The sequence below is a fragment of the Flexilinea flocculi genome (genome assembly GCF_001192795.1).
Lineage (GTDB): Bacteria > Chloroflexota > Anaerolineae > Anaerolineales > Anaerolineaceae > Flexilinea > Flexilinea flocculi.
Window position 1 is genome coordinate 519,642 of sequence record NZ_DF968181.1, and the last position, 20,799, is coordinate 540,440.

The 20,799-nt window shown below is 42.3% G+C and carries 20 protein-coding genes; 15 read left to right on the plus strand and 5 right to left on the minus strand.

Annotation, left to right across the window (positions count from 1 at the left end):
• The first annotated feature begins 82 nt into the window (after nt 1-82).
• The 13 genes from ATC1_RS07150 to ATC1_RS07210 all read left to right on the plus strand — a co-directional run bounded on the left by ATC1_RS07150 (nt 83) and on the right by ATC1_RS07210 (nt 14,349).
• Nucleotides 83-1,618 (plus strand): hypothetical protein, encoded by a 1,536-nt coding sequence (locus ATC1_RS07150; RefSeq protein ID WP_152024254.1) that lies wholly within the window; start codon nt 83-85, stop codon nt 1,616-1,618.
• Nucleotides 1,619-2,123: 505 nt separating this feature from the next.
• Entirely contained in the window at nt 2,124-3,200 is a 1,077-nt protein-coding gene (locus ATC1_RS07155) for a hypothetical protein (RefSeq protein WP_062279725.1), read from the plus strand.
• 64 nt (nt 3,201-3,264) lie between these two features.
• Nucleotides 3,265-3,465 (plus strand): hypothetical protein, encoded by a 201-nt coding sequence (locus tag ATC1_RS07160; protein ID WP_062279727.1) that lies wholly within the window; start codon nt 3,265-3,267, stop codon nt 3,463-3,465.
• 3 nt (nt 3,466-3,468) lie between these two features.
• Nucleotides 3,469-3,981 carry an NUDIX domain-containing protein gene (locus tag ATC1_RS07165; RefSeq protein WP_062279729.1) on the plus strand — a complete coding sequence of 171 codons (513 nt, stop codon included), beginning with the start codon at nt 3,469-3,471 and terminating at the stop codon, nt 3,979-3,981.
• A 462-nt stretch (nt 3,982-4,443) separates the two neighbouring features.
• Nucleotides 4,444-5,745: an O-acetylhomoserine aminocarboxypropyltransferase/cysteine synthase family protein gene (locus ATC1_RS07170; protein ID WP_062279731.1), complete on the plus strand. Its 1,302-nt coding sequence runs from the start codon at nt 4,444-4,446 to the stop codon at nt 5,743-5,745.
• 24 nt (nt 5,746-5,769) lie between these two features.
• Complete coding sequence (gene metA, locus ATC1_RS07175; RefSeq protein ID WP_062279733.1) at nt 5,770-6,687, plus strand: homoserine O-acetyltransferase MetA; 918 nt, start codon at nt 5,770-5,772, stop codon at nt 6,685-6,687.
• A gap of 528 nt (nt 6,688-7,215) precedes the next feature.
• Nucleotides 7,216-7,941, plus strand: coding sequence for a GntR family transcriptional regulator (locus tag ATC1_RS07180; RefSeq protein ID WP_062279735.1), 726 nt, complete (start codon nt 7,216-7,218; stop codon nt 7,939-7,941).
• A 57-nt stretch (nt 7,942-7,998) separates the two neighbouring features.
• On the plus strand, nt 7,999-9,342 hold the full coding sequence (locus ATC1_RS07185) for an ABC transporter substrate-binding protein (RefSeq protein WP_062279737.1): 1,344 nt from the start codon (nt 7,999-8,001) through the stop codon (nt 9,340-9,342).
• 346 nt (nt 9,343-9,688) lie between these two features.
• Entirely contained in the window at nt 9,689-10,564 is an 876-nt protein-coding gene (locus ATC1_RS07190) for a carbohydrate ABC transporter permease (protein ID WP_062279738.1), read from the plus strand.
• A gap of 2 nt (nt 10,565-10,566) precedes the next feature.
• Nucleotides 10,567-11,403: a carbohydrate ABC transporter permease gene (locus tag ATC1_RS07195; protein ID WP_062279740.1), complete on the plus strand. Its 837-nt coding sequence runs from the start codon at nt 10,567-10,569 to the stop codon at nt 11,401-11,403.
• A gap of 28 nt (nt 11,404-11,431) precedes the next feature.
• A complete protein-coding gene (locus ATC1_RS07200) occupies nt 11,432-12,130 on the plus strand; it encodes an N-acetylmannosamine-6-phosphate 2-epimerase (protein ID WP_062279742.1) in 699 nt (232 codons plus the stop codon).
• A 10-nt stretch (nt 12,131-12,140) separates the two neighbouring features.
• Nucleotides 12,141-13,127, plus strand: coding sequence for an ROK family protein (locus ATC1_RS07205; protein ID WP_062279744.1), 987 nt, complete (start codon nt 12,141-12,143; stop codon nt 13,125-13,127).
• A 10-nt stretch (nt 13,128-13,137) separates the two neighbouring features.
• Entirely contained in the window at nt 13,138-14,349 is a 1,212-nt protein-coding gene (locus ATC1_RS07210; protein ID WP_062279746.1) for an AGE family epimerase/isomerase, read from the plus strand.
• 77 nt (nt 14,350-14,426) lie between these two features.
• On the opposite strand, the gene rsmD is transcribed toward ATC1_RS07210, so the two are convergent.
• From rsmD to ATC1_RS07235, 5 genes are all read right to left on the minus strand, one after another.
• Nucleotides 14,427-14,999 carry a 16S rRNA (guanine(966)-N(2))-methyltransferase RsmD gene (rsmD, locus tag ATC1_RS07215; protein ID WP_062279748.1) on the minus strand — a complete coding sequence of 191 codons (573 nt, stop codon included), beginning with the start codon at nt 14,997-14,999 and terminating at the stop codon, nt 14,427-14,429.
• Between the two features lie 201 nt (nt 15,000-15,200).
• Nucleotides 15,201-15,662 carry a GtrA family protein gene (locus tag ATC1_RS07220; RefSeq protein WP_062279750.1) on the minus strand — a complete coding sequence of 154 codons (462 nt, stop codon included), beginning with the start codon at nt 15,660-15,662 and terminating at the stop codon, nt 15,201-15,203.
• Complete coding sequence (locus ATC1_RS07225) at nt 15,655-16,614, minus strand: UDP-glucuronic acid decarboxylase family protein (protein ID WP_062279752.1); 960 nt, start codon at nt 16,612-16,614, stop codon at nt 15,655-15,657. The genes ATC1_RS07220 and ATC1_RS07225 overlap by 8 nt, the downstream gene beginning before the upstream one ends.
• A 19-nt stretch (nt 16,615-16,633) precedes the next feature.
• Entirely contained in the window at nt 16,634-18,277 is a 1,644-nt protein-coding gene (locus tag ATC1_RS07230; protein ID WP_082174705.1) for a G5 domain-containing protein, read from the minus strand.
• Between the two features lie 9 nt (nt 18,278-18,286).
• Nucleotides 18,287-18,862: a hypothetical protein gene (locus ATC1_RS07235; RefSeq protein WP_062279756.1), complete on the minus strand. Its 576-nt coding sequence runs from the start codon at nt 18,860-18,862 to the stop codon at nt 18,287-18,289.
• Nucleotides 18,863-18,907: 45 nt separating this feature from the next.
• Between ATC1_RS07235 and scpB the strand changes: the two genes are divergently transcribed.
• Both scpB and ATC1_RS07250 read left to right on the plus strand, forming a co-directional pair.
• On the plus strand, nt 18,908-19,474 hold the full coding sequence (scpB, locus tag ATC1_RS07240; RefSeq protein WP_062279758.1) for an SMC-Scp complex subunit ScpB: 567 nt from the start codon (nt 18,908-18,910) through the stop codon (nt 19,472-19,474).
• 385 nt (nt 19,475-19,859) lie between these two features.
• Nucleotides 19,860-20,759, plus strand: a complete 900-nt coding sequence (locus ATC1_RS07250; RefSeq protein ID WP_062279763.1) for a pseudouridine synthase — start codon at nt 19,860-19,862, stop codon at nt 20,757-20,759.
• The last annotated feature ends 40 nt before the right edge of the window (nt 20,760-20,799 follow it).

Sequence of the window (20,799 nt, forward strand, 5' to 3'; positions counted from 1 at the left end):
TTGTCTATTGATTTTCATTTGCTTTTTTTCAGCTTGTTCAGGCGGTGAATTCCAACAGACCCTGTCGTCAGGATGGGAAAACATGATCAATTCTGTTGATCAGGCAGTGTTAAATTCAGCTGCAAAAGCAACAAAAGTTGCCGAAATTGCCGAAAAGACCATAACAGCAATGGCAGGTGATACTGAAATCCGACCGAAAATTTTGATGACTAGCACATCTCTGATGATCTCCGGAGAAAATATCCCGACAGCCACTTCCTCACTGGTGAGCCTTCAATTGATTTCCAGCCCTGAAAATACATCAGCGCCGGTGGAACCGACAGCAACGTTTACGGAAGCGATTGCCATCGAACCGACGGAGACTATGATTCCCACAGAAACATCAGCACCGGTGGAACCGACAGCAACGTTTACGGAAACGATGACGATTGAACCTTCGGAGACCATGATTTCCACAGAAACATCAGCACCGATGGAACCGACAGCAACGTTTACGGAAACGATGACGATTGAACCGACGGAGACCCTGCTACCCACGGCAACATCAGCGCCAGAGGAACCGACAGCAACGTTTACAGAAACTATGACCATCGAACCGACGAAGACCCTGCTACCCACGGCAACATCAGCACCGGTGGAACCGACAGTAACGTTTACGGAAGCGATTGCCATCGAACCGACGGAGACCATGATTTCCACAGAAACATCAGCGCCAGAGGAACCGACAGCAACGTTTACAGAAACTATGACGATTGAAATGACAGAGACGCCTCTGCCTATACAAACTGTACCTACGGTGAAACTCACCCCAATTTCAACAACTTTGAAAACTATGGAGGTGGCAGATTCAACTCCTTTATCTATAGAGTTTCCGCTGATAGCTGAGGCGACGATTGTCTCTTCCACGACCAGGACAGCGGAATTATCAGAACCGGCATTTAGATCTGAAATGACTGAAACGCCGATTCCGGTTGTCGAGATTGAGATGATTCCGCAGACTAATCAGATCAGTTCGTTTGTGGTTACCAATACCCCTGCTCCGACTGACACAATTTCACCGTTTACACCGGAAATTGAAGTTGAATCAGGAATTTCAGGAAAACACAAGGATGAAATTCCGACGGTAGAAATTATCCCGATTATTTCTCCAACTGCGACAACGATAGTTCAGATCGAAATCGAGACAATTCCGATTACGCCTCAAAACTCTGAAAGCGAAACGGAGATTGGGACTGGATTTTCGGATTTTCAAAGAATCACGCTCAAACCCGTGTCGGAATATGACGAGACATTTTTGAGAAAAATACCGCCTGCGATGCGGATAGGTGAAAAAACGGAGTTGGGGTTTGTGACGGGAATACTTCCCTCAAATTCGAGTGAACGTTATCTGATACCTGCAGAAGACGGACAGAAACTATCGATCCATATCGAGAGTCGTGAAAATCATAGGTCGCTGTTGAGTATTTCTGGTTCAGAAACCGGAAGAATATATCAGAATGCATTGATTTCCCCCGTTGATTGGGAAACCGAAGTTCCTGTGGCGCAGGAATACTTGATCGAAATCCGATCTGAAAATGATCCTGTTGAGTTCGTTGTCATCATCAGTCTTCAAGACTGATGATGACTGCCTTCCCAGCAGTATTTTTAATCAGATGGAGTTAAACTGCGAAAACAATGCGATATCAGCAATTTGAAATTTCATATAGTATTTCGAATTATGATGAAAGAAATTACACATCTGATACCGAAAATTGAATTCTATTTTCATAGGAATTGCTATAAGGAACCTGTCATTGCGAGCCCCGAAGGGGCGTGGCAATCTCCGCGCCACATATAGGGCAGAGCACCATCCGGAATGAGATTGCTTCTCTATGATCGCAATGACAGATCAATCAATAATTCGAACAGCAGATGAAAAAAATTACACATCTGATACCGAAAATTGAATTCTATTTTCATAGGAATTGCTGCGATTGAATCGAATAACAAGTCTATATTTCGAATCGCTGCCTAATTTTTGATTACTGCTCCATGTTTCGAATGATCGAAAAGGAATCGGATCATTTTTCATTATAAAAACGTTATGAATTTATCAATACTTTCAGGATCTGATGGAGAATCCAATGAAATCAAAAAACCTCATCCTATTCAGTGTATTTCTTTTCGTTTTTTGTTTTTGCGAAGTTCAAAAAACAAAGGCCGCAGTCACATCGACACCATTGACGATCCAATTTAAAGCAGGAGAAATATCATCCTGGCAGTCAGGTTATATATCAACTGATTCCCATATCCGTTATCAGTTATATGCAATGGCATCACAAAATATGATCGTCTCACTGGGATCGGATACTGGCAGCGCAATCCTTGGGATCACTGATGATTATGGCACCGTTTATCTGAGTCCGCAGAGTTGCAGTTCCTATTGGAGCATGATCCTTCCTCATACCGGTTATTATTACATCGATATTTATGGCCCGATGTCCGGATGGGCATCCGGAACGAATTATGCTTTTCAAGTGATCATTCCTCCAATTCAACAAAAATGGAATCCTTGGATTCAGCCGCTGCCGATTCAGTCGAACTACCAGCAAAATGGAGGTACGATTCAATTCAATCCTGGAACGACGTCTGCAGTAATTTCCGGCTTTGTCCCTGCGAACGAGTCGATTCGATATAGCCTGTATGCCATGGCGAACCAGAATTTTATCGTGATGCTTCGCTCGTCCAACAACACTGCCGTTCTGGATATCTCTGACGGCAATGGAATTTCGTATCTATCTGCAGTGAATCAATACACATACTGGAATATGGTTCTGCCTAAAACGGGAACGTATTATATCGATATTGTAGGTCTGGATCAGGGTACTGATTTTACTTTTCAGGTGATTATTCCGGCAAGAATCGTATTCCCTGCGAATACATATTGGCAGACCTATAATGGATCGATCGGCAGTTACAGCGTAGTCAGTTATTCGGTATATGCTGCTGCCGGTAAAACGATGAGCGTCAATCTGAACAGCGGTGCAACACCCCAGGCGTTTTTACGTATATCTGGAGTAGGAACAGGAATGATTTATTTGGATCATAATGCGCATCAGACAGGGATAAGCTTATCATTGCCGGCTACGCAAGATTACTTGGTCGAAGTCGTAAGTCAAGCAAATCCGGCAGCCTATTCGCTGACAGTGGATATTCGATAACCTAACATGAAATATAATCGTTCCTTTCAATTCTTATGAAATAACTTTTTTTCGGAGTAAAAAAATGAACGATGACAGACAGGGATGTTTTAGCGGTTTGCTTCAGTTATTCCTGGTGAAACAGGTTTATGACTGGTTTCAAAAGAAATTTGGATATGGTAATGGATGTTTTGGCTGTGGATGCGGGTGTATATTTGTTGTCATTTTTGTAATCATTGTCATCGGGATTCTGTTTAAAACCGATTTCTTAAGATTCTGGTTTTAGACTATGCGTTATCAGGTCATCCCCAGAAGCTTGATTTTTGTTTTCTGCAAAAATCAAGTTTTGTTATTAAAAGGATCTTCGAACAAGAAGTTCTTTGCGAACTATTACAATGGGATAGGCGGCCATGTTGAGCGGGGTGAAACGATCCTTGAGTCTGCCAGGAGAGAACTGCAGGAAGAAAGCGGCATTTATATGGAGACGTTGTACCTATGCGGTATCCTTCATGCAGATGAAAATGAAGCTTATGGAATTCAAGTATCGATATTCAAGGGATTCCTGGATCGGAAACCGGAAATTCTCACCGAATCGGATGAAGGTAGTTTGCTTTGGGTTTCAACGGATCAAGTAGGAACGTTGAATGTAGTGCCGGATATTCCCTGTTATTTTTCAAAAATCTGTAATTGGATGCCCGGCGATGATCTCTTTTTCGCATGTTCCCGATCAGATCAGGATGGCTTCTTACATGTTCGAATCGATCATCAGCCTGATATGATCGTCCCTGGTTATCCGGTTTAAAGATAAACATGCCGATGAGAAGAAAATGTCTTCTGTTGTCTACAAAAAGGACAACAGCAATTCCAAATATGGATTAACCATTCGAATAAAAAGAGGAAAATAGTAGTTATTCTTTTTCGAATCATTGTTTCCACAATTTTGCCCTTGACAACATGGAGCTGTCTTATATAATCTCCTTATTGATCAAAGACGGAATAGATCAGTATTGGTTAAGACGGAAGGTAATTCTGGAATGTATTTGAGTCACTTATTTGTGAATGATTTCCAAAAGACGATGATGGTATCACTGCCTATGGATATGCGTGGGAGGATTCCATTCTGATATTACCTGTTAAGATGGGATAATGGTATTATTCGACGAACGGAATCCTCCACAAAAAAAGGATTCCGTTTTTTATTACCCATCTGCAATCAAATCATGATTCTTGAAATAAACAATAACAGCACAAAGAGGAAAACACCATGGCAGCATCAAATGAATGGAAATTTGAAACAAAACAACTGCATATCGGGCAGGAAGAACCGGATCCCGCATCAGACGCCCGCGCCGTGCCGATCTATCAAACCACATCATATGTTTTTAAGGATACTGCGCAAGCTGCCGCACGATTCAGCCTTTCAGAATCCGGTAATATCTATGGACGATTAACCAATACGACACAGGAGATTTTTGAAAAACGGATAGCAGCCCTCGAAGGTGGTGTCGGTGCATTAGCGCTCGCATCCGGAGCCGCTGCTGTTTATTATGCTTTTCTGAATATTTGCAAAGCAGGCGATCATCTTGTTTCATCAAAAACGATTTATGGCGGAACCTACAATCTGCTTGCCAATACCCTTCCGGATTATGGAATTTCAACCACATTTGTCAATGCAGATGAGGAAGAAAGTTTTCTGAATGCCATACGGGAAAATACGAAGGCGATTTTTATCGAAACAATCGGAAATCCCAATGCAACGCTGATCGACATTGAAAAAGTGGCAAAAATTGCGCATGCACACAGAATTCCATTGATTGTTGATAACACGTTTGCGACACCTTATCTGCTGCGTCCGATTGAACTTGGTGCTGATATCGTTGTTCATTCTGCAACGAAATTTATTGGCGGTCATGGCACTGCCATTGGCGGAGTAATTATTGATAGCGGAAAGTTTGACTGGGAGGGAAGCGGCAAATTCCCTTCATTAACGGAGCCAAATCCCAGCTATCATGGGCTAAGCTTTACAAAAGCAGCCGGATCATCGGCATATATTACCAAGGCGAGAGCAATTATTCTTCGCGATACTGGAGCAGCGATTGCTCCGGTCCATGCTTTTATATTTCTGCAGGGTTTGGAGACGCTCAGTTTACGAGTAGAGCGACATGTCGAAAATGCGCTGAAAGTGGTAGATTATCTTAAAAATCATCCCAAAGTTGAAAGCGTCAACCATCCGTCTTTACAAAATCATCCCAATCACAAGCTATATCAGCGCTATTTTCCAAATGGTGGAGCCTCCATCTTTACATTCAATATTCGCGGAGGCGCCAAAGAAGCAATGTCTTTCATCGATCATTTGAAGATATTCTCTTTATTGGCAAATGTTGCCGATTTGAAAAGCCTTGTAATCCATCCTGCAAGCACTACCCATTCACAGTTGACTGAGTCCGAATTAATGGAACAGGGAATTCAACCGAATACCATCCGCCTTTCTATTGGTACTGAACATATCGATGACCTGATTGCAGATTTGGAACAGGCTTTTCAAACTTATGAGTCTGTTCGTTAACGCGAAAGGGAAAGGGAAAATTCGATGCCGATAACGATTCCAGATAATCATCCGGCTGCTGAAAGGCTGGAGAATGAAAATATTTTTGTGATGAATGGTCAGCGGGCAATTCATCAGGATATTCGTCCGCTAAAAATTCTGATACTCAATTTGATGCCAACAAAAATGGAAACCGAAGTCCAACTCCTGCGATTATTGAGTAATACACCGCTTCAGGTGGATATCGAGTTCTTGCAGGCGGCAACGCATGTTTCGAAAAATACATCTCCAGAATACTTGAACCTTTTTTATAAAAGCTTTGATCAGGTTAGCGGCAATAAATTTGATGGATTCATTATTACAGGAGCGCCGGTTGAAAACATGCCTTTTGAAGCGGTTGATTATTGGGATGAACTCTGTATGCTGATGGATTGGTCTCGTGTCAATGTTTATTCAACGCTGCATATTTGCTGGGGCGCTCAGGCTGCTTTGTATCATCATTATGGCATTAATAAATATCCCCGTCAATCGAAAATATCAGGTATTTATACACATCGTCCAATCGTGAACAATCACCCGTTGATGCGTGGATTCGATGAGATCTTTTATATGCCGCATTCACGGTATACCGAAGTCCGCCAGTCTGATATTGAAAGTTGCCCTGATTTGGAAATTTTGGCGATTTCGGATATCGCCGGAGTTGCCATTTCTGCCAGTAAAGACGGAAGACAATTCTTCATTCAGGGACATACGGAATATGACCGTCTGACTCTTGCAAAAGAATACGAGCGGGATGTAAAACTTGGGCTCAATCCGGATATTCCGGAAAATTATTACCCGGGCAACAGTCCAAAAGCAGTACCGATGATGTATTGGCGCAGCCATGCCAATTTGCTCTTCAGCAACTGGCTGAATTACTATGTCTATCAACAGACTCCTTATGATATAACTGCGATCCATTAAGTACTGCGAATTGCAGATCAGCCGGATAGAAAGCGCCTTTTCCTGAATTCATCTTCAGGAAGAGGCGCTCTTTTTTTAGATATTAAAGAAATAAACCCTCTACTATGCAGGGGGAGAAAAGTAACTTTAGCGGAAGGCAGAGGAAGGGCGCGGTTGTTGGCTATCTCAGTCGCCATCAGGCGTAGCGTTACTATTCTCAGTTTGAGGAGATTGCTATACCCCTGTGTGGCTCGCAATGACAGAATTTCCCCTTGGGTGGTTTGCAATGACAGGATTTACCACGGTATGGTTCGTTTGGCGATCTGTCATTGCGAGGAGGGCATAAGCCCGACGAAGCAATCTTTTCTCAGTTGACAGGAGATTGCTTCGCCCCTGTGGGGCTCGCAATGACAGAATTCACCATTAGATTGTTCAAGTTTATAAAATAATTGAATTTGCTAAATGTCATTGACAGACATGACATACTTCCTTGAGAATCGGCATCGGACTTGTTATAATGTGTTAACAAGTCAGGCGGGGAGAATCAGAATGACGGAACATTCACCGATTTATTTTCAAGTTGCAGATGATTTAGAATCGCTCATTGTTGCAGGAAAATACCTGCCTCGTGAAAAATTGCCTTCTGAAAACGAACTGGTGGAAAAATATCAGGTCAGCAGGTTGACAATTCGGAGAGCTCTCAGCGAAATAGAACGGAAGGGCCTCATTTACCGCAGGCATGGCATCGGAACCTTTGTATCTCCATATCCGCAAATGAATACTTTCGGCTTTGGCGGGTTTACCGAGCGTTGTCAAAAACTGGGACTGGAAACATCCAGCGAAGTGATTAAAGTGGGAATTATTGACGACTTGCCGAATTACTTTATTAATAAACTCAATTTTTCCAAAGATAATTATCCGGATAACCGTTATTACATCGTAGAACGAATTCGTAAAATTGAACAAAAAAGTGTTGCTTTTGAAACCGCATATCTTCCTCTGGGATTATATCCGGCGCTTTCTGACGAGTATAACCCCGGGACGTCACTATATCAGTTTCTATTTAATAAATATCATGTAAAACGACTTTACACGCAGTCGATCATTTTGCCGTATATCTCGTCCAAAAAAGAAGCTGAACGATATTTTATCAAGGAAGGCACGCCTTTATTGGAGGTTTTCTTTTCGGTATGGGGAAAAGCGCAACAAATCGTGGAGTATACCCATTCGTTTTACACACGGGACTTTCCGCTGCGATTTCGTTGGGAGGATTAGACACAACCCGGAATTGTGAAATACGAAAACTCCGGGATTATTAATAAGGAGAAAAAAATGAAGAAAACTGTATTATTTCTACTTTTGACAGTCCTTTTGGCTTCTGTCATCACTGTTTCTGCTGCAGACGATTTATATACCGTCCGCATGGTTTATTGGCCGGGTCCCGAATCCGATGCGATGCAGGTCGTTCTTGATTATTTCAATGCAAATCTCGCTGAAAAAGCCGGATTTAAGGTAGAACAGGAACTGTTTGGCCGCGATCAGATTATGCTGAAACAGGAAGCATTAATGACTGCCGGTTCTTCGGATGTCGATCTGTTCTTTACGGCTTCCCGCTGGCTGGGCAAATATTATACTTTTATGGAACCATTGCAGCCGTACCTGGATAATCCCGAAGTGAATATTTGGGGATCCGATACTACCGGCAGAATTCAAGCAGCAGTTGACGGTTTCCGTGGCATGGATGGAACGCTGTATGGAGTTCCGATGGATATGTCCGCGCACTTCCTTTATTATCGCTCTGATTATATGGATCAGCTGCTTACTGATCCGGCTTGGCAGGAAACTTACAAGAAAATCAGTCTGGAACAGATGGGTGTAGAAATGACACCGAAGAATCCTGATGAATGGACATGGGAAGACTATCTTGCCACATCCTTCTTCTTCACAAAGAAATATAATCCGGATTCTCCTACAGAGTATGGTAACTTTACACATGGTAAAGTTATGGGACCGACTGCGTTCTTATGGACAAACTGCTACTGGGGTTTTGGTGGTGACTGGTTTGATGCCGATGGAAAAGTCTCTTTCAATAATGATGCCGCTGTGAAAGCATTGGAAATTTGGAAGACCAGCTTTGAAAAAGGATTAACTCCTCCGAGTTCAGTTACCGGTGAATATGCAGAAGACAATGAAGCGATTTTAGCCGGACAGGTAGCCCTTTCCGTTCACTGGAATGCAGCTTACGCCACTTTGGATGCAGCAGATTCTCCGATTCATGGCAAGATTGCTGTCGTAGCTCCGCCAGCTGGACCGAATGGCCGATTTGCTTATAACCATACACTGGGTGTTGGTATCAGTAAATTCAGTAACCATAAAGAAGAAGCTGCTCGTTGGATTGCCTGGTTATACACTGAAGAAGCTGCAAAATTGTATGCAGAAGCTGGCGGTATTCCGCCGCACACAACAGTATTGTCAGCAATGGCTGAAAAACGTCCTGATTTCGGATACATGGTCGATATTGTCGGCAAATATGGCAAGAACCTGCCTCCGACCGCCGGTATTATCGAAGACATGGCATGTCAGGATCTTTCCAATGCCTGGAGCGGTGTTGTATCGATCGAAGATGCTTTGAAGAGTCTTCAGACTAATTGTGAAGATGAAATGGCGAACTGGTAATCTCCGATTTACCAGATAATCCATTGATGCGTTGAATGGACTGATTTCCCATCTGCCGGCAGACATCAAAATCTTGATCAGTCTGCCTCCAGATGGGAATCTGATAATTCGAAATTCGGGAAAGTCCTTTACGAAAAGTAAGAGAATTGATTACAGCGTTTTTATTACTCTTCGTATAAAAACAACATTGTAATCAATCATTCTCATATTTCGAATCGGTGATGAGAATCGACAATCCTGAACAGTTAGCTAATAACGGTATCAGGTTGGCGAAATGGATTATTTTCTTTGAAATCATGAATCAATTTTTAAAAAAAACATTATTTCAATCAGAAGGAGTTGAAAAATGAGGCGCCATAGAATAAAAAACAAAAAAATCATCGGGTGGCTGCTTTTATTACCGATAACTATATGGCTGGTCTGTTTTGCTTTGGCGCCGATGTTATATGGGCTGAGGCTAAGTTTTTATAACGCACGAATCAATAACATTAACAATCCGGATTTTATTGGTTTTGGGAATTATATAAAATTATTCCAAAGTGCGGATTTTGGCGCGTCCCTCTTATGGAGTCTTCGTTTTGCAGTGATTGCGACGCTGATCCAAATGGTTCTGGGTGTTTTGATTGCTCAGTTATTTAATCGAAATTTTCCCGGAAAAAGTGCTGCCATTACGTTATTTTTGTTGCCGATGGTGATTTCTCCGTTTCTGATGGGAACGATGTTCCGCCTATTATTCAATGAATTTGTCGGACCGATTGCCTATCTGCTCAGTGGAATAACTGGAACGACTGCTATGCTCGGAGTAGCTTTTGTGAATTCAACCATACTCGGTGCGGATGCCATTAATCGAACGCCGTTTGTGTTTATTAATGTCTATTCTGCGATGCAGGGAGTATCTCAGGAATTAATTGAAGCTTCAAAAGTGGACGGCGCCAATGCTTTTCAACGTTTGATGCATGTGACATTTCCTCTGATTTCTTCGATCCTCTGGGTTACATTCCTGGAAAAATTACTGGCATCTTTCCTTATCTTTGAACTCGTATTTGCACTTTCTGCAGGAGGTCCGGGATCGTTTACACAGGGTATCAGTATTTATATTTATCGGCGTGCTTTCCAGAGAAGCGACTACGGAATGGCGAGTGCAGCATCGTTCACCCTGGCAATTATGCTGCTCATCCCTTCACTTTACCTTGTTAAACGGATGTTGAAAGGAATAAAGTAGCCATGAATACAAAAAAGAAAAGAATACTCGGGATCATACTCATTCTGCTTGTAGTTCTTGTGATCCTTGTCGTTTTCAACATTGGTGTATTCACGAATGTTCTGACATCCTTTAAGAGCAATGCGGATATTTCTTCATCACCTCCCAAGTGGATTTTTAAGCCAGTCTTGGATCACTATATTCATGTGTTTTCGAAAGGCGGATATAACTTTGGCAAATACTTGCAGAATAGTGTGATCATTGCAATTATCTCGACGTTATTTGCTACACTGGTCAGTATTCCCGCTGCATATAGCATTGTCCGTTATCATGGATTCGGTGAAAAAATATTAGGCGCAACAATGCTGCTGCGCTTAATGCCAGCTTTAGCTTTAGCAATCCCTGTTTTCCTGATTTTTAATAAATTTCATTTGATTGATACGCGTATCGCGATCATTTTCATGCATACCTTGTTTATTATTCCTACCTCGTTGCTCCTTTTTATTGGATATATTCAGGATTTGCCTGTAGAAATAGAAGAAGCTGCAGAAATTGATGGAGCGAATATCATTCAGATGTTAACAAAGGTCATCATCCCAGTCCTCCGGCCGGGAATTGCCTCCACAGCAATCTTGGGATTTATTACCAGTTGGAATGAATATCTATTCAGCGGCGTATTGAGTTTTAAAAATTCTGTGACTGCGACCGTAGGAACTTCCTTTTTTATCACATCCTATCAGGTTGAATGGGGCCCGATGGCAGCAGCGATTACAATATCCTCGATCCCAACCGTAATTTTTATATTTATCGCTCAAAAGTCATTGATTCGTGGAATGACGGCTGGATCAGTAAAAGGGTAAAAAAAATTGAAACAAGATAGGAATTATTATGTCGAAGGATGAAAAATTAAGACAATTATTGAAACAGTTCGACGGGGGAATCATTATTTCCTGTCAATCCAAACCGGGGGATCCGACGCATTCTACGGAATTTATGGGTGTTTTTGCTGAATGCGCATTAATGGGGGGAGCCAGTGGATTGCGCGTGAACAGCGCACAGGATGTCGCTTACATAAAAAAAAGGGTGGATTTACCGATTATCGGAATTTGGAAACGGCCTGGTTTGGATGAACACGGTATTATGATTACCCCGACTTTTGAAGATGCTCGACAGTTGGTTGAAGCAGGCGCGGATTTGATTGCGCTGGATACGACAGCAAGACGCCGTCAGAATGATGAAAATGTTATCGAAATCGTCCAAAGAATTCAGGAAGATTTACAAACGCCTGTAATGGCAGACTGCCATATTTTTGAGGATGCTATCCGAACTTCTGCGGATATTGTTGCTCCAACCCTTTCGTTGAATGACGAATCAGATGAGTACACTCCTGATTTTGCATTCATCGAAGCGCTTATCCAAAAACAACCAAAACCTGTGATTGCTGAAGGCAGATTCTGGGATCCAGAAAATGTTTCTCGTGCGTTTGCAATGGGTGTGCATGCAATTGTTATTGGTTCCGCAGTGACTCGTCCCTGGCTGATTACGGAGCGTTATGTTCGCGCCAGTCGGAAATATCAACAGCTTTAAGAAAAGTAATATGAGTCAATACGCTGTTGGAATAGATTCTGGTGGTACAAATATTCGGATTGGGCTTATTTCAGATCAGGGCGAAGTAATTCAATTTCGAAAAGAGAAAAATATCGGTGTCCGCCAATTAGATTTTGATGAGTTTATCGGTCATCTTGATCAGATGATTCAAGATTTCCTTGAATCAGAAACAGTGAGAAGATATCCGATAGCAGGAATCGGTTTTGGATGTTCGGGACAAATTAATCGGAATGGGGAGATTTTTGGACACAATCGGGAACCGGATTTCGGATTCAAACCGATTCCAATTCAAAGTATCCTCAGTGACCGTTTCCATATGAAGGTAAAAGTAATCAACGATTCTCAAGCGGCGATTTTTGGCGAGGGGAAATTTGGCGTTGGAAAAGGTTATAAAGATATCGTTGGCTTTACAGTGGGAACCGGTATCGGTGGCGCCGTCATTGTCGATGGAAAAATTTGTCGTGGAGGAATCGGCCTTGCAGGACATCTTGGTTTTCTGATTATCAATTACCCAGGGAAAATGTCCAGAGCAGGCGTTCCGGGTGTCGTTGAAGATATTGCATCGGGTACCGGTATTACTGACATAGCTCAGCAGCGTGTGAAGAATAATCCGGAATCAGGCGCTGTTCTATTAAAGTATTCCGGTGGATTGGTTGATCAGATTACCTGCCCGATGGTTTTCGAAGCAGCACGAAACGGAGATCCTCTGGCGAATGAAATTGTCGAAGATTGCGGGACGGCGCTGGGATATGCCGCTGCAAGTATGGTGCATGCAGTCAATCCGGAAATTATCATTTTAGCTGGAGGTGTTGCGGAACAGGGTGATCTTCTGCTGAATCCAGTGCGGAAAGTAATTCAAAATCAGGTAATCTGGACAGCCCGAAATACTCCTGTTGAGAAAGCTCAGTTAGGAGAAACTGCGGGCGTCATCGGAGCTGCTGCTCTTTTATTTGCACATGAAAAAGAATATCAATAGGAGCTTTGCTATGCAAAAAGAATGGATTGATACAATTCAAAAAAAGTACGCTGATGCCTTATTGACTGACTGCATTCCATTTTGGTTGAAAAACGGTATGGATTCTGTTCATAACGGAATTTTTACTTGTCTGGATCGGAAAGGAACGCTGTATGGAACTGATAAAAGCGTATGGTTTCAGGGACGAAGCGCATGGATTTTTGCTCATCTCTGTAATCAATATGGTATACAACCGGAATGGAAAGATGCTGCATATAGTTGCTTAGATTTTATCGTCCATCATTGCATTGATCCGAAGGACAAGCGGATGTATTTTACGGTTACCGCTGACGGGAAACCGTTGAGGAAACGCCGGTATTACTTCAGCGAAACTTTCTATATTATTGCTGCTGCTGAAGCAGGCAAAGCTTTTGGCGATCAAAGAATGCTGGATCAGGCATATACATATTTCCAATTCTTAATGGATATTTATCATGATCCTGCCAAAGATCCTTATAAGATCACTCCGAAATATTATCAGGAAACACGGCCGACAAAGTCGCTGGCATTTCCAATGATCATGTTAAATGTTACGCATATCCTTCAGGAGTGTGATCCGGATCATATCGATTTGTATGCTGCTGCTGCAAAAGAATTGACTGCCGATATCATGCGTTATAGTTATAATTCGGAATACAAAGTCCTTTTTGAAACTACTGGTAAGGATGGCGAATTTCTGCCGAGTATTCCCGCCGGCCGTACGGTAAATCCCGGACATTCTATGGAAGCGGCATGGTTTTTACTGCGCCAGGCACAGATGACCCAGGACGCTGATCTGGCAAAAAAAGCGGAGCTAATTTTCAATACTTCACTGGAACTTGGCTGGGATAAAGAATTTGGGGGTGTTTACTCCTTTATTGATATTTTGGGATTCCCTCCGGAACAATTGGAACATGATATGAAACTCTGGTGGCCGGTAACCGAAGCCCTGATCGCAAGCCTTCTGTTCTATGAACAGACCGGGAATGAATTGTATCTGGACTGGTTTAAGAAAGTTGATCAATACGCTTTTTCCCGTTTTGCTGATCCGGAATTTGGAGAATGGTATGGTTATCTGCATCGTGACGGAACTCCGACATTACCGCCATGTAAAGGCAACCTTTTTAAAGGTCCGTTCCACATTCCACGGATGCTGATCACGGTGGAACGCTGCCTGGACCGTCTGGCGCTCAGGGACAGTTAACCTGTAAATTAATAAAAAAAAAAGCATCCATCAATTCTTAAAAAATGGATGCTTTTTTTCATTTAATTCTTATTGTATTATTCAGGATCAGTTACTTTTCGTTCATAAAAAAGAAGCGTTGTGCTTCCATATTTTCTTTCATCAAAGCAGGTATAGCTTTCGAGCGTAAGGTCTTCTCTTTCAATCGGATGTATCTGAACGATAATCCAACCATCGTCGGTGAGCCATCCGTCATTTTTATCTAAAATCATCATAGTTTTCTGCCACATTCCCTTATATTGGGGAGGAGCAACATAGATGTATTCAAATTCTCGATCCGGAATTGATTTGAGGAGGTTGAAAACATCGCCAAAAAAGACTTTCGATTGCTTTTCAAAATGAGTAAGACGCAGATTATTTTGGATCGTGTTGTAGGCATTTTTATTTGCATCTGAAAACCGGACGTAGGAAGCGCCTCTGCTGAGGGCTTCAATACCGATCGAGCCTGTTCCGCCGAACAAATCGAACATGGATGCGCCTTCAATGTCTCTTCCGATTATGTTGAATACTGCTTCTTTAACACGGTCTGTAACCGGACGTGTGCTGTCGCCCGGCACGCCCTGCAGCCGCATTCCTTTCACGGTGCCACTGATAATTCTTGGATTTGCCATAGTGATTATTTTACCAGCGATTCGAAGTATTTTTTATTTATCAACAGTGATTCGAAATCTAAATCAATCTTTCGAATCTATTGAGAAAAATTGAAGTCATATTGTTTTTATGCTTCGCACAAAAACAATACGACTTCAATTTATTCTCCTCATATTTCGACTCGCTGTATTCGAAAGGAAAGTCGAGATTTTGAAAAGTTGTTATTTTACGTCGTTATATGTCCAAAAACGATTGCCAAAAAAGTTCCAGATCAGAACAATGCCAATGGAGATCACTAACGTGATATTGTGACCCACAGTCAATGGAGAAAGAACAAACGTTGCCGGTACGATTTTTTGGCTGAGCTGAATTATCGGATTTTCTATCGTCAGAAACAGGAAAAAACGGATACCCAAACCGATTACACTGACAATCGAAAATTGGATTAGCTGCCGTAATAGAGGCTTTTGGCGGGAATCCGGATACGCCCAAAAATGATTCCAAATAAAATTGCTGATCACCGCTGCAATAAATGATATGGTACTGGCAATTTTCGAACTGGTTTCTGTTAATTGTAAGAGAAGATTCATAACACCGAAATCGACGACAGCTCCAAATACGCCGACAGTACAAAATTTCAGAAAACGAATTCTTTCTGCAGGTTTTTTAATAAAACTAATCATGGTTCATTGCCTGTTTAAAATATGGGATCGTATTCAATAATCCTTCTTCGAGTGAGACTTCCGGTTCCCAATCCAGAATTGTACGCGCACGTGTAATATCCGGTCTGCGTTGTTGCGGATCATCACCGACACGGTCATGCGCTTTATACACGACGCCGGCAGGATTGTTCGTTAGTCGATTGATTGCTTCAGCCAATTCAATCATCGTATTTTCAACCGGATTGCCGATGTTTACCGGCATATGTTCTTCCGACATTGCCAATTTCCAGATTCCTCTGATCAGGTCGCTGACATAGCAGAAACTGCGGGTCTGCAATCCATCCCCATAAATTGTTAGCGGTTCTTTCCGGAGAGCCTGTTGAAGAAAATTCGGCACAACGCGTCCATCATCCAGGCTCATTCGTGGTCCGTATGTATTAAAAATTCTTACGATACGCGTATCCACGCCATGGAACCGATGATAAGCCATTGTCAAGGATTCTGCGAACCGTTTTGCTTCATCATAGACAGCGCGAATTCCCATTGTATTAACATGTCCATAATAGGATTCTTTTTGCGGATGCTCCAGCGGGTCGCCATAAATCTCGCTAGTGGAAGCCAGAAGAAATCTCGCTTGATTTGCTTTCGCCACACCCAACGCATTATGTGTGCCCATTGCGCCGGCTTTCATTGTTTGTATCGGCAAATTGGTATACCCATATGGAGACTGTGGATTTGGACTGGCAGGAGATGCAAAATGGAGAACCAGGTCGATTTTGGCTGGTACAAAAATAAAATTGGATACATCATGACGAATGAACGAGAAGTTTTGGTTACCTGCCAGGTGAGCAAGGTTCTTGGGATTCCCTGTGATAAAATTGTCCATTCCAATTACTTCATGTCCTTGCTTCAGACAGTAATCGCATAAATGACTCCCCAAAAAACCTGCCGCACCTGTAATTAATACGCGCATTATCCCTCCGTATTTTGGTTTACTCCCAAATAAAGTCCGTGATGGACTGATCAATCGTGATCTGATTATAAATCCCTGTAAACGGATTGACCAGCCAAAGGTTACCTTGATAGATAAAAGAAATCCAGGCGTCATTTTTAAGATGAACTGGCGCCCAGCAAACTTTTTGCGGAGTGATGTATCCGCTGCCTTCTAATGGAAAAACAGTCTTGGGATCCAAGCCGTCTGCATTCATTATCATTATCCGATATCGGCTGTTTTCACTTTCAGATGGCGTGATTGCCTGAAGAAATGCAACATAAGATGAACTGTCCTCAAATGCTGGTGAGGATACCGGATAGGAAAAAAGTCCGGTTTCATTTTGGATTTTTTTGCTCTGTGATTTTTCTAAATCATATAATCCAAGGTGAAATTCCGTCGGATTATAACTTTGGATGACTCCGGAAATATCCCCGTGAAAGGCGAAGAGCAGTGATTTTTCATTGGTAGACCAGCTTAATCCAGGGATCCATGCCCAATCACTGCGCGTTTTTTCATACGGGAGAATTGTGATCAGACGATTCTTTTCCCCGGTTAAACGGTCAATTAATCCGATGCTGTCTGAATTTGCGTATGCCAAAGTCCTTCCGTCTGCCGACAATAGAAAATCGGTTCCCCACCAGTGATAAAGGCCCTCTTCATTGCTTTCGACAAGCGTCTCTTTTGACATGATCATTCCACTTTCACTGACCACCTGTAATTCCAGATTATTATCAGCTTTCCATCCTGGAGCGCTTTCCTGCGGCGTTACCGTTGAAAACAGAAATCGCAATGTGTCACCTGGCAGCCAGGCTGCAAAATGGATTACATTCGATACTCTCAGGCTGATTGGTTTTGCTTCCCAATCTGTAATATGAAGCATCCACAAGGAGTTTATTTCATCATCTTTGGTAATACGAGAAAAAAGCAGCCATTCGCCGTTTGAGGAAAGATCCAGAACGCGTCCATCCAGATCACCCGTGGTTACCAATGGCGTTCTGTCTCTGGTAGTTCCCTGCATCAACCAGGCACTACCATTGGAAATATAAATAATTTTTCCGGGTATCTGAATTGGCGCATGTTCAGCTTGAACACCAATCATCAATATTTCAGGGATCGATTCCTTGATGATTGATCGATTTGAAATCGATTGTGATACCTGAACTCCATCGTGAAACGCAGATCTGGTTGTGATCTCCTCGATCCCATTTTGCCCGCTTTGAATCATATAGGTTTCCCCTTCTGGCAGTGTTTCATTCCGGATTGTCTGACTGGCAAATGGAATGATCTTTTGACTTTTAGTCTCTTCATAGGTAACGGTAATGATTTTAATGACCATATTTTCTGATACGGTTTCGGCCAGCGATGGCGTTATGATATCCTGTACTGAATAAGTGATTGCAGCTTGTTCTAAGGCTTGTTGAACAGTGGACCCTTTTGGACAGCTACCTTGGATGATCTGGCTGTTCTTTTCAATCGTAAATGACAACATTGATTCTCTATTTTCCATTAAAAGCGATTGAATTGGCTGGCAAGCAGCCATTCCGCTAAAGGAGACAATCAAGAGAATAAAAAGGAAAACTCTCTTTGGTAAGAGAGCGTTGTATTGCGGTAATACTGTTTTTCCTAACATACAGCCAGTCATTTTCAGGCTTTATTTCTTTTTGCCTGTAATTACAATTTGCCCTTCGTGGATCTGAATATCTGAATAGGAACAAATTGCTGTGATGATGCCGGTTGATTCCCCGATTTCGGTTTGCACGAAAGAATTTGCCTGTTCAACTGGAACGCTTCCGATGGGTGTATCGATTGCGCTGAATGTAACTACTGGTATACCATTTTGGGCACTGATTGTACCAGCTGCGCTTGCATTTACTTTAATAAAGCTGACTCCGGCTTTCACTGATAACGAAAAATTGTTTTCTGTGAAAACTATTTTCGGGTCTGACACTTTTATTCCAATACCTGCATAATTTTTAATCATTTGTTCAACTTCTGTCTGGTATTGTTTAAGGGCTTCATTCGCAGCGTTGGTTATGTCAGTATCGGTCAGAGTCAGGGTAAATTCAGTTCCCGAGTCCATCAGACTGATTTTTGAGATTTCTGTCTGGAGCTGATCGAGCGTGGAAAGCTGGCTTTTCATATTATTCGACGGCATCCACGAATGCCAGCCGGCTAAGAGAAAACTTGCGCAGACAATAGCTGGTAAAATTATTTTGCGACAGTTCATAATCTTTACTCCTTAAATTTACTCCGAACTGGTGGATACTACTGAATGATAGAGAATAATTCTAATTGTAACATTGATTCCTTGACGATTTTAGAGGCTGTTTTATTTGTGGCATCCGGTCCAGTGCCATATGCACAATTAGCTGAGGTGATGGAATGTAATGTGGCAGAGGTTCGCAGACTATCACAAGAATTGTCGCAGCAATATCTGTCACAGCAACGGGGAATTCGCCTTCAGTTTCATGAGGATCGAGTAAAATTGGTGACTGCTCCGGAGACGGCCGATGCCATTGAAAGATTTTTAGGAATCGAATCTTCACAGAAACTCAGCCGGGCAGCTCAGGAGACACTGACAATTGTGGCATATCGGCAGCCTGTTTCCCGTCCGGCAATCGACCTGATTCGAGGAGTAAACAGCGACAGTGTGTTGCGAGGTTTGATGAATCGTGGTTTGATTGAAGAGGCTGGCAGAGCGGAAACGCCCGGAAGACCGGTACTGTATGCGACGACGCAGGATTTTCTTTTATATTTTGGATTGACTTCCATCAAAGAATTGCCTCCCTTTGATGTGAATATGTCTGATCCGAAAGATCAACGTATCTTAAAGGAATGATCAGACTTTTTCAGAAGGTATATCAAAATTCGAAATAGGAATAGTAACCATTCGAACAACAAATTTTCTGGATGGATTTAAAAAGTCAATCCATCCTTCGAATTACTGAAAGGTATGATTGTTGGTTGAGATTGTTTTGTAAATGTTGTATGATGATTAAAATTTGGTGAAAACATACGATGTCAATGATTTTTGCCAGCGGTATGAAAAATGAGAAAAAAATTTCTTCATGGAATGTTGTTTTTGTGCAAAGTGTAAAAACTACCTTCCATACAGTTTTCTCTCTTTATTCGAAAAGAAAGTTAAAATTTCGAATAGCCGGATTTTTGCAGAAGCGTTTGATGTTGAATGAATTGTTTATTCGTTATTAAGAAAGAAGGCACAAATGGAAGAGCGACTTCAAAAGATTCTGGCACGATGCGGATTTGGTTCCCGAAGAGATTGTGAAGTGATCATTCAACAGGGACGGGTCACTGTTAACGGTCTGACTGCAACGATTGGATCAAAAGCAGACCCGAATAAAGACCAGATCAAGGTAGATGGATCCTCGCTGCAATATACTGAACCTGAAAAAGTTTATATTGCACTTTATAAACCACGTTTTGTTCTGTCAGATCGGCCAGCCGATGATCCACGCCAGACTGTTTTTTCCCTGGTACCGAATTCAGACGATTTGTTTGTGGTCGGCAGACTTGATTTTGAAAGCGAAGGGCTGGTTTTACTGACCAATGACGGCGATTTATCAAATAAACTATCTCATCCTCGCTATGGAAAAGAAAAAGAATACCATGTTCTTTTTGCAAAAAGACCGGACGAGGACCAGCTTGGGAAATGGCGCAGAGGTGTAGTTCTTGAAGATGGTGTTAAGACAGCGCCGGCTGATGTCCGCATTCTGCGTTTTCAGGGAGAAGGTGCTTGGGTCAGTATTACGATGCATGAAGGGCGAAAACGTGAAATACGGGAAATCGGCAAAATGATTGGGCTTCCAATTGTCAAACTGGTCAGGGTACGCATAGGTACGCTTCGGCTGGGAAATTTAAAACCAAAGGAATGGGTATTTCTGAAGGATTCAGAAGTTAAGGAACTGCGCGACCTGGTATCGAAAAAACCGTCCTCCAATGAAAAAGGGAGGGCACCGCAGAAGATTTTTCACGGAAAAGATGAGAAAAAAAGCAGAATACCTTCTGAGCGATCAAGAAGTTCCGAAAAAAAGGATAAGCCGTTTCCGTCAAGACCGCCCTTTCGGACCGATGGCGGGAAAAAGAGAACAGGTAAACCGCAATAAATTGGTAAATTGAACAGTAATTCGAAGAAATATATACAGA